The organism is Denitrobaculum tricleocarpae, assembly GCF_007004665.1.
Classification (GTDB): Bacteria; Pseudomonadota; Alphaproteobacteria; order Kiloniellales; family Kiloniellaceae; genus Denitrobaculum; species Denitrobaculum tricleocarpae.
In genome coordinates, this window is record NZ_ML660057.1 from 439,457 (window position 1) to 448,200 (window position 8,744).

At 53.5% G+C, this 8,744-nt stretch carries 7 protein-coding genes; 2 read left to right on the forward strand and 5 right to left on the reverse strand.

What is annotated here, in order from left to right; genetic code table 11:
* The first annotated feature begins 1 nt into the window (after nucleotide 1).
* On the forward strand, nucleotides 2-1,432 hold the full coding sequence (locus tag FKG95_RS19020; protein ID WP_142897973.1) for an HlyD family type I secretion periplasmic adaptor subunit: 1,431 nt from the start codon (nucleotides 2-4) through the stop codon (nucleotides 1,430-1,432).
* A 141-nt stretch (nucleotides 1,433-1,573) separates the two neighbouring features.
* Here FKG95_RS19020 and FKG95_RS19025 read toward each other — a convergent pair whose 3' ends face one another.
* The gene (locus FKG95_RS19025; RefSeq protein ID WP_142897974.1) at nucleotides 1,574-2,215 is read right to left on the reverse strand and encodes a GntR family transcriptional regulator; all 642 of its coding nucleotides are present in this window, start codon (nucleotides 2,213-2,215) and stop codon (nucleotides 1,574-1,576) included.
* A gap of 553 nt (nucleotides 2,216-2,768) precedes the next feature.
* Here FKG95_RS19025 and FKG95_RS19030 point away from each other — a divergent pair.
* Nucleotides 2,769-3,176, forward strand: a complete 408-nt coding sequence (locus FKG95_RS19030; RefSeq protein WP_179954172.1) for a protein-tyrosine phosphatase family protein — start codon at nucleotides 2,769-2,771, stop codon at nucleotides 3,174-3,176.
* A gap of 710 nt (nucleotides 3,177-3,886) precedes the next feature.
* Here the strand turns inward: FKG95_RS19030 and FKG95_RS19035 are convergent.
* The 4 genes from FKG95_RS19035 to FKG95_RS29730 form a co-directional block, all read right to left on the reverse strand.
* Complete coding sequence (locus FKG95_RS19035) at nucleotides 3,887-5,194, reverse strand: HlyD family type I secretion periplasmic adaptor subunit (RefSeq protein ID WP_142897976.1); 1,308 nt, start codon at nucleotides 5,192-5,194, stop codon at nucleotides 3,887-3,889.
* Nucleotides 5,187-6,914 (reverse strand): type I secretion system permease/ATPase, encoded by a 1,728-nt coding sequence (locus FKG95_RS19040; protein ID WP_142897977.1) that lies wholly within the window; start codon nucleotides 6,912-6,914, stop codon nucleotides 5,187-5,189. The genes FKG95_RS19035 and FKG95_RS19040 overlap by 8 nt, the downstream gene beginning before the upstream one ends.
* A gap of 139 nt (nucleotides 6,915-7,053) precedes the next feature.
* The gene (locus tag FKG95_RS19045; protein WP_142897978.1) at nucleotides 7,054-7,950 is read right to left on the reverse strand and encodes a sulfotransferase family protein; all 897 of its coding nucleotides are present in this window, start codon (nucleotides 7,948-7,950) and stop codon (nucleotides 7,054-7,056) included.
* A 6-nt stretch (nucleotides 7,951-7,956) separates the two neighbouring features.
* Nucleotides 7,957-8,744: hypothetical protein (locus tag FKG95_RS29730; protein WP_179954173.1), on the reverse strand; the 788-nt coding region annotated here is incomplete at its 5' end.

Genomic DNA, 8,744 nt, shown 5'->3' on the forward strand with positions numbered 1-8,744 from the left:
CATGATAACCGCGATCATCACCTGGCCCTCTCGCCTGCTTCGGGGGATCTGGAGCCACATGCTTTTCTGGCGCCGCGCACAGCAAGATCTGGCGGCCAAGGCGCAGATCAAGCGCAAGCGGGAAGAACTCGAGTTCCTGCCCGCGGCGCTGGAGATCATCGAGACACCGGCATCGCGCTTCTTGCGATGGTCCGCCGCCCTCATCGCGGCCCTTGTCGTGGGCGCCGTCGTTTGGAGTTACGTCGGCAAGCTCGATATCGTCGCGGTCGCCCAGGGCTCGATCATCCCCTCCGGACGGATAAACACGATCCAGCCCAAGGAAATCGCCGTGATCGAAGCTATTCATGTCGAAGAGGGCCAGTATGTCCCGCAAGGCCATCTCCTGATCGAACTAGACCCATCGGAAATCCAAGCGAACATCAAGCAGATGCGGCGTGAGAACCTGGAAGCGGCCCTGGAAATGGCCCGGCTTGACGCGGCTCTGAAACTGATCGACGGCGAAACCACCGCATTCCGATTTTCAGGCGCTGCCGACCCGGCTCTGGTGGAGGTTCACCGGAACAAGTTGAAGGCCGACGTCGCCGCCTTCCAGAAACGTCTGGAAACGCTCCAGGCGCGCGAAAAAGCGGCCGAGGCGGAGAGACGGGAGGTTATGTCGGAAATCAAAAAGCTCAAGTTGATCATCCCTATGGTCAAGGAAAGGGCCGATGCTCTGACAACCCTCTACGAGAAGGGGGTCACTCGCAAACTGGAGCTGATGAACGTCCGTATCAACCTGATCGAAATGCAGGAGAACCTGGAGATTCAGCGAACCCGCGCCACGAAGCTGGCTGCCAGCGTTTCGACTATTCTCAGTGAGCAGAACGAGGCTGTGACGGCCTGGCGAAGCCAGTTGCTGGAGCAGCTATTGCAAGCGCGGAAAAAATATCAGCAGTCCAAGTCCGAACTGGACAAAATTATCGCCCGTGAAGCGCTGAGCTCACTGCGGGCTCCTGTTTCAGGTCACGTCAAAGAGTTGAAGGTCAACACCAGAGGCGGCGTCGTGACGCCTGCGGAGGTCTTGCTCAGCATCGTTCCGGACGATCAGCCTCTCGAGGTGGAAGCTTTCGTCCTGAACAAGGATATCGGCTTCATTGAGGTCGGACAGCAGGTCGCAATCAAAATCGAAAGCTTCCCCTTCACGAAATACGGCCTGATCACAGGAGACATAAAACACATTTCCGCGGATGCCGTCGAGAAAGAGCACATGGGTCTCGTCTACCCTATCCGCGCAGAACTCAGGAGCGAGCATATTCAAATCGGAAATCGCCTCGTCGCTCTCGGACCCGGCATGTCGGTTACAGTTGAAATAAAAACGGGAAAGCGGCGTATCCTCGATTACTTTCTGTCGCCGATCGCAAAGTATCAGGGCGAAGCGCTTCGCGAGATGTAATAACCGTGAGATAGGAAAAGGGCCTGAAATCTGCTGCCGGCGCCCCGGACACAACGCAGGTTTGCGCGCAGGTCCGAAACCGCCTTTTGGAGTTATGCGACCATGCCATCTGGCATATGAGACGAGCATCCGGATGCGAGGCTAGGCTTCGTCGAAAACCAACTCCGCGTAGTGTCTGATACCAGGACCGAGAGCTGCAAAGAGAGCCGGATAGTCGCCCGCTTCGGCCGGATCAACAATGGCATCAATATTCCGCTTGAGTATCACGGCCGCTTTCTTTGGCATCGCGCGTGCGCCTAACATGATGGTCGGCGCGGTGCGATAAAACAGCATCTCATCCATATGCTGAACCAGGTCGTCAACGATTAACCGGCTAGACAGCTCCTGCAAATCCTTGAGCGCAAGCCAAAACCGCTCCGGGTCGGCCTTGCGCTCAAGCCTGGACGCACGGAAATACAAGGATGCGGCCGTTTCTTCCAAAGGCGCCGGATCGGCGGTTAAGCCCAGTTCAGCGACAGATACCAACAGGCGGCTATGAATCTCAAGATAGCTCCTGACAATCGCTGGAGAACACCCCGCGACAACGGTGCCAACGCCTGCTCGCACAACTGCCAGCTTTTCCGAAGCTAGTCTTTGCAGAACCTGGCGAATAGGAGTCCGGCTAACTTCGAACTCTTGGCCCAGATCAGCCTCATAAAACATATCGCCATGCCCATACTGCCCTAAACAGATGCGGTCGCGGAGTGTTTCGTAAATAGCATCAACTCGCGTCTTCTCGCGCATCCAGTGGAACCTTTCTTGTCGTTGATCGCATCTTCATAACTTTCTATAAAACAAAACTGCAAAGCCTAAATACTACATAGAACAATATTTCAATATTAATTGAACAAAAAGCAGGAAACAATCTCAAAATATACTGCAATTTAAAAATGGATAGCTAATCTCCTAAAATAACACAATAAAACTCGAGGTCGCTTTAAAGTTCAGCTCATAACGATTTCTACACAGCGATGCTGACCGTGGAGCACTGCCAACCGCGAAGAAGGTCGCGCAGGGGCTGCCAAACGCGAAAAGCATCCAATTTATGTAATCACTCTGTGCTAGCGTGCGTTTAGACGTCTACGCAAGAGACTTCTGCCTTTCGACCGGCCTGTCTGTAGCTGTCTCAGCAAATTCGGTCAAGATACTGCGTGCCTTAGGTGAGACAATGCAACCGATCTCTATCCTATCTCCCCGCCTTGAAGAGGGGGCCAAGATTGTTTTTACAGGGTTTCCAGGGCTGGTAATCAGACAGGATGGCGGTCTTGATCTCTGCGAAGCGACGTTGGCGCACGAAATGCAACGCCTACTGGAACATAAGGTCGCGTTGTTAATCGGTCTGATCGAGGATGAAGAACTGGAATGCGTTGCTTACGACGACGTTATCGATGCCGCCCAAGATATTCTTATTGAAACCGCGCGCTTTCCCTTGCGCGACTTTGGTGTGCCACTGCCGGGTCAGGAAGCCAGCTTGAAACGCATCCTCTCCAGGGCCGTCGACAGACTGCGCGGTGGCAATAGCATCGCTCTACACTGCATGGCCGGCGATGGACGCAGCGGTCTCCTGGCAGGCTGCCTCCTGGTTGAACTCGGATTCTCACCGACGCGGGCTTTGCGCGAAGTCCGCTCGGTACGACCGGAAGCGATCGAGACTGAAAGGCAATTGGCGTATCTGCTCGCGCGCAGCAAGACCTCGGCACGATGAGATGCTTACGCGAGCCCAGCGGGCTCACGGTTGCTCCGAATACCCAAGGGTCGCAGGTTCAAAGCTTGTCTCATACCCAAATACAAAAGGCCCCACGGAGGGGGTCATTGTGTTTGGTTGCGTTTAGGATTTGGTTGCGGGGGCACGCAACCAACTTTGTGCACTTTTCTCAGCGATTGGACTCTACTCAGATCACCGTGCGTCTTAGTTGGATGCAAGTGCAAGCAAACTCTGTTGGCAGGAGGCAGATCCACATTCGCAGTACCAAGGCGGAAGGACGGTTTCTGACGAGAGTCTTCAAGCACAGCAACCATTATATTCGGGCGTCAATCACTCCACTTCAGATTCCTGGCTATGGAGCTGCAACCTAGAAACTGTTAGATAGTGGCGAGACCCTGGATGTAAGTTTGCACCCACAGGTCCAGTATCTGAATAATCGACTCACAAACGGTCATCTCAAGCTAAAACACCTGATCAACCTGACCCTTGACTTCGATTCGATGGAGACAATCTACGTCACTGTTAAAAACGCCGAGATTGTGCTCATCTCCAAAGAGGCCGGCTCAATACTTGGCTTCGTGGTGCATCAGGTCCAAAGCTAGAGGTCATATTTACCAACCGTCACTCAACGTCCCTGCCTGAACTCCATCCAAATTCAACGTGGCTCTTTTCTATGATATTCTTTGCAACAAGACCAACTTCAGGAACTGTTACCCTTCCCTGAAAGCGTAAGCAATCTGGTCAGTTAACGGCTTTAATAGATATGAAAGAATCGTGCGAGACTCAGTTTGTACAAAAGCTTCCACCGGCATTCCAGATACAAGGCGCTTCTCGCCGAGCCTTGAGACTTCATCATCCGATAAAGTGATCCTGGCTTGATAAAATGAAAGTCCTGTTGTCGGGTCCTCCATCAAATCTGCTGAAAGCGTGAGTATCTCTCCATGCAACTCAGGTGTGGTTCGTTGGTCGAAGCCTGGCAAACGAACAATAACCTTCTGTGCGAGGACCAATTGATCCACATCTGTCGGCGCGACTTCGACTTCGATCACGAGAACATCCTCATGCGGCACTATAAGTAGAATTTCTTCGGCGGGGGCAATTACCCCACCTATGGTATGAACAGAAAGGCCCTGAACAGATCCAGCCCTCGGCGCGCGGATCTCTGTTCTGCGTAGCTGATCTTCGCTCGTCAGTCTTTGCTCCCTAAGTTCAGCAATCTCGGCGCGTACATTTTGCTGTTGTTCAACAGCCTCTGCACGTGTCTCCTCGTCAATCTGCAAAATTTGGATCTTGCGCTCAGATATTGATTGTCCTGCACGCGCAATCTCAGAAATGAACCCACCTCGCTCTCCTTCAATTCTCGCTTCTTCCCGCTCAAGAGCCGCAATGCGCGAGCGGCGTACTAATCCTTTTATCATCAATCCAGCTAGGTCCTCGAGTTCACTTACAATGAGTTCAATCTCGCGACCTTTTGCATCTCGCTGCGATGCCAAACCGGAAATCTGCTCTTCAAATTGGCGTATCTGTTCAGAAAGCTGCGCCTTACGCCCATCCCTGGAGACACGTCTTGCTTCAAGAAGCCGGCGCTGCCCTTCAATAACCGCCGCAATCTCGGGGTTAGACATCTGTGCAACGAGCGAATTCGGCACTTTTAATTGAGAGTGACTGCCAGCCTCAGCTTCTAGACGAGCCTCCAATGCCCCGAGTTCATTTAGCCTGGTATCTATAATTCTTAAATTCGCCCGCACAAGCGTGTCGTCAAGACGAACCAGAACCGCTCCAGCCTCTACAACCTGTCCTTCCTGTACCAGTATTTCCTGAACAATACCTCCTTCCTGATGTTGCACACGCTTGACATTCGTCTCTACGACCACACGGCCTGGCGCTATAACAGCGCCGCTGATCTCAATAAACGCAGTAGCAACACCTAAACCGCCGATAAGGAGAGTCGAAAGGAAAAAGGCGATGCAAATGTGTTTACGCAGGCTCGAGGCAACTTCTTCGTCGGAGTCATCCATCGCTCACCACCTTCAGACTCGCACTATCCCTTTCAGGTTTCGATAGGATCTGTTCGAGCACTTTGTCCCGCGGTCCATAGGCACCCACCTGCCCCTTGTTCATGAACATCAACTTGCCAACAACGGAAATGGCGCTTGGCCTATGCGCAATGACAATGACAATACGCCCTCTTTCTTGCAGCAACCGCAGCGCATGAGTGAGAGCCGCTTCGCCTTCCGAATCGAGATTTGAATTCGGTTCGTCGAGAACAACCAGGAAAGGATCGCCATAAAGAGCTCGGGCGAGCGCGACACGTTGACGTTCACCACCGGAAAGAATGACGCCCCCCTCTCCAACATCAGTGTCGTATCCATCAGGTAAGCGCGCGATGATGTCATGCGCATTTGCAAACCGGGCAGCTTCTATAACCTGCTCGGACGACCAGTCAGGTTGAAAACGAGCAATGTTTTCGGCAACAGAACCAGCAAAGAGTTGGATATCCTGAGGAAGATATCCCACCGACATTCCCAATCGCTCAGAGGCCCATTGATCCAGGTCGGAATCGTCTAGCCGGATTGAGCCACGAGCGGCAGGCCAAACACCGACCAGTGCGCGCCCAAGTGTCGATTTTCCAGAGCCGGACGGACCAATGACCCCAAGTGCCTCTCCTGCTTTTAGAGAAAACGTGACATTCTGTACAATAGACTTGGTTTCTCCGGGAGCGGCAATAAACAAGCCCTCGATATCAAGACCACGAACAGGAAGTGGTAGTTCTGTCTCGGGCCCGGAATATACTCCGGATTCAAGCACCTGCTTCAACCGTTTGAACCCTTGGCGGGCTGACAGAAAGCCACGCCATTGGGCCACAGCTTGTTCGATTGGCGCTGCCGCCCGGGATGTGATAATGGAGGCCGCAATCATGACCCCCGGCGTGATCGCTTCATGAATTGCAAGATAAGCCCCGACTCCTAAGATCGACGACTGCATCACGAATCTGAGTGTCTTCGTGAGAGCGCCAAAAACCGCCGCCCGATCCGACGCTTTGCGCTGAAAGGACAAATACAAATGATTTTCTTTGAGCCAACGCGCGCGCAAACCAGGCATCATTCCCATAGCGGCGACCACCTCGGCGTTTTGTCGCGCTCCTTCAATTAGAGCATTGCGATTAAGCAACTGTGCTGCTGCCTTTGCTGAAGGGGTGCGCGCAAAGGCTTCATTCAAGGCAATGAGAACACAGAGTATGACTATGCCAAGCAAAGCAACTAATCCAAGGACCGGGTGAAGGAGAAAGACGACCCCTAAGTAAACTGGCATCCAGGGCATATCGAACAGGGCGGAAGGTCCCGGCCCGGACAGGAACTGCCGCACCAAGTCCAGATCACGCATAGGTTCCAGGCGCTCTGCACGCCGCCCGGCCGTTATCGGCAATGCCACTGCACGCTCGAATGTCGCACCGGAGAGCTGAGTATCTAATCGCGAGCCGATGCGGATCAGTATCTTTGTTCTAAGCGCTTCCAGGGCTCCAAAAAACGCATAGAGACCAACTACAATACCGGCAAGAGCCACAAGGGTTGGCACAGACCTACTAGTGAGCACTCGGTCATAAACCTGCAGCATGAACATTGGTCCCGTCAGCATTAGCAGGTTGATAACAAAGCTGACAGCACCCACGCCCATGAAAGCCGAAGTGCAAACGTTGAGAGCATTCTTGATGATGGCTTCGTTGGAACTGCGGCTCATGACATCGAAATTTTCAACAGGTGAGTGTCATCAGATGCTCGCCGTTCAGTCATAGCAAGCATCTGATATTGTCCAGCATCACTCTCTTCGACGTTAAAGTGTTCTGAATTGGCCTCCGCTTGGAAATACATGATCAGTCTTAAACGACACTATCAGGCATCGGCTCTCGACTCTTTGCTTCCGCTCCAGAATTCGACTCGGCGGGAGGGTCTTCTTTCGCAACAACGATCCGATGAGCAGCGGTACCGTTCGGATCGTGCCAGAAGGCCAAGTTTTGGCATCTCTTGAAGAGATCAGGCGGCAGAATGCTTTGACGAGGCGTTAGCTCCACCTTGCCACGCACGGTATGCAGATTTTTCGTCAACAACTGTTGATCAAACTGTTCCTGCTCATAAGTAACATCTTCGAAATCATGCTCGAAGGCAGGTTCACCGATAAAGTCATAGATAAGGGCTAAGACTTCGCGCGGCCGACTGGCCAAAAGCTCGTAATCGACAAGGAGCAGACTATCACTCTCAGCACTGTAGTAGGCATCTTTTAAAGCCGACCAGGGGAAGCCAATCATACGACCGGGGTTTAGCAGCGTTTCTGCGCGCGAAAACACAGTCGCTCTCTCGGCAGAGTTTCCGAAAAGCCGACTGACATCTAATGCGTTCTTGCGAAGAAGACGTTCGACGGAATCCAAAATCCATGCGGGATTGCGCACGCAGCAGATGACCTTGGTTTCAGGAAAAAGTTGCTTGATAACGGTCAACTGCGAGGCCCACATACGGTTGGTGTCAAATACGACATCCGCGGTATCCAGGTGCTTGTAGTAGTTCTCGAAAACCCCTTCGAGGATTGAACGCTTTTGCTCTTCCTTGAAGAAAACCGAAAACTCGTTGTCTGCGCCCATACCGGTTAAGCAGGCGTTGAAGAGCGGCGCCAAGGGGGAACTCATTTCGGCACTGATTCGTGGGTTTTGTCGAAGAATGGCCGCGAGCAATGTCGAGCCGGAGCGAGGAAGGCCTGATATGAAGTTTAATCTCTTGTACATTGGAACCTAAATGATGTTTTCGTCAGTCGGGATGAAATCAGCAATTGTGAGGAAACCTCCATCCTGTGCCTCCTGGTCTGTCGAGACGCGCAGGGTGAGGCTGTCGGCGGCCTCATCCAGTACAAAGGCCAGATCACCCGCCAGATCGAAACCCTCAAAACCCTGGAAACTCCCGGTCATGCCCCCGCTGATGGTCGCGAACTCGAAACTGTCGCCCAGGGTCGCGACAAAGTCGTCTCCGACGTCCAGAGACAGAACCCCGGCGCGGTTCAAAGCCCCCTGAACATCGATCCGGCCGGCACCCTCGTTCGTCACCCCGATCTCCAAACGACCCTGCTCGAGCATCGTCAGATCCTGCTCGACCTCAAGCTCGGCCCCCGATGCGGCACCAAGTGTCCCGTCCAGCTCATCGAACTCATCGATCTCAAGCAACCCGCCCTCGGCGCGCACGACACCTTTCAGATCGATTTCGTCGGTCGCGTTCGCCGTATCGATCCGGCCTTGCCCGCGCAGGGTCAGATCGGTACCCAGCGTCAGCGTTTCCGCTCCCGTCGAGACGCCTGCAAAGCGCACCGTGTTTAAAACACCGCCCTCATCCAGCGCATTCTCGCGGCTCAGAACAATCTCGCCAGACCCGTCCACCGTCTGCTCGCCACGGAAGTCAACCCGCGCTGAACGGTTCACGCTGCCCGCCAAGATGAAGTCGGCGTCCAATGTCAGACCCTCGTCGATGCTCAATGTCCGGTTCGTCGTGGCCGCATCCAGAACAGTGTCGATCCCCAGCGTCACATTCT

Excerpts from the sequence above, each read along its gene's own strand:
- FKG95_RS19020 (WP_142897973.1), top strand. The coding sequence starts at position 2 with ATGATAACCGCGATCATCACCTGGCCCTCTCGCCTGCTTCGGGGGATC.
- FKG95_RS19025 (WP_142897974.1), bottom strand. The coding sequence starts at position 2,215 with ATGCGCGAGAAGACGCGAGTTGATGCTATTTACGAAACACTCCGCGAC.
- FKG95_RS19030 (WP_179954172.1), top strand. The coding sequence starts at position 2,769 with ATGCAACGCCTACTGGAACATAAGGTCGCGTTGTTAATCGGTCTGATC.
- FKG95_RS19035 (WP_142897976.1), bottom strand. The coding sequence starts at position 5,194 with ATGGATGACTCCGACGAAGAAGTTGCCTCGAGCCTGCGTAAACACATT.
- FKG95_RS19040 (WP_142897977.1), bottom strand. The coding sequence starts at position 6,914 with ATGAGCCGCAGTTCCAACGAAGCCATCATCAAGAATGCTCTCAACGTT.
- FKG95_RS19045 (WP_142897978.1), bottom strand. The coding sequence starts at position 7,950 with ATGTACAAGAGATTAAACTTCATATCAGGCCTTCCTCGCTCCGGCTCG.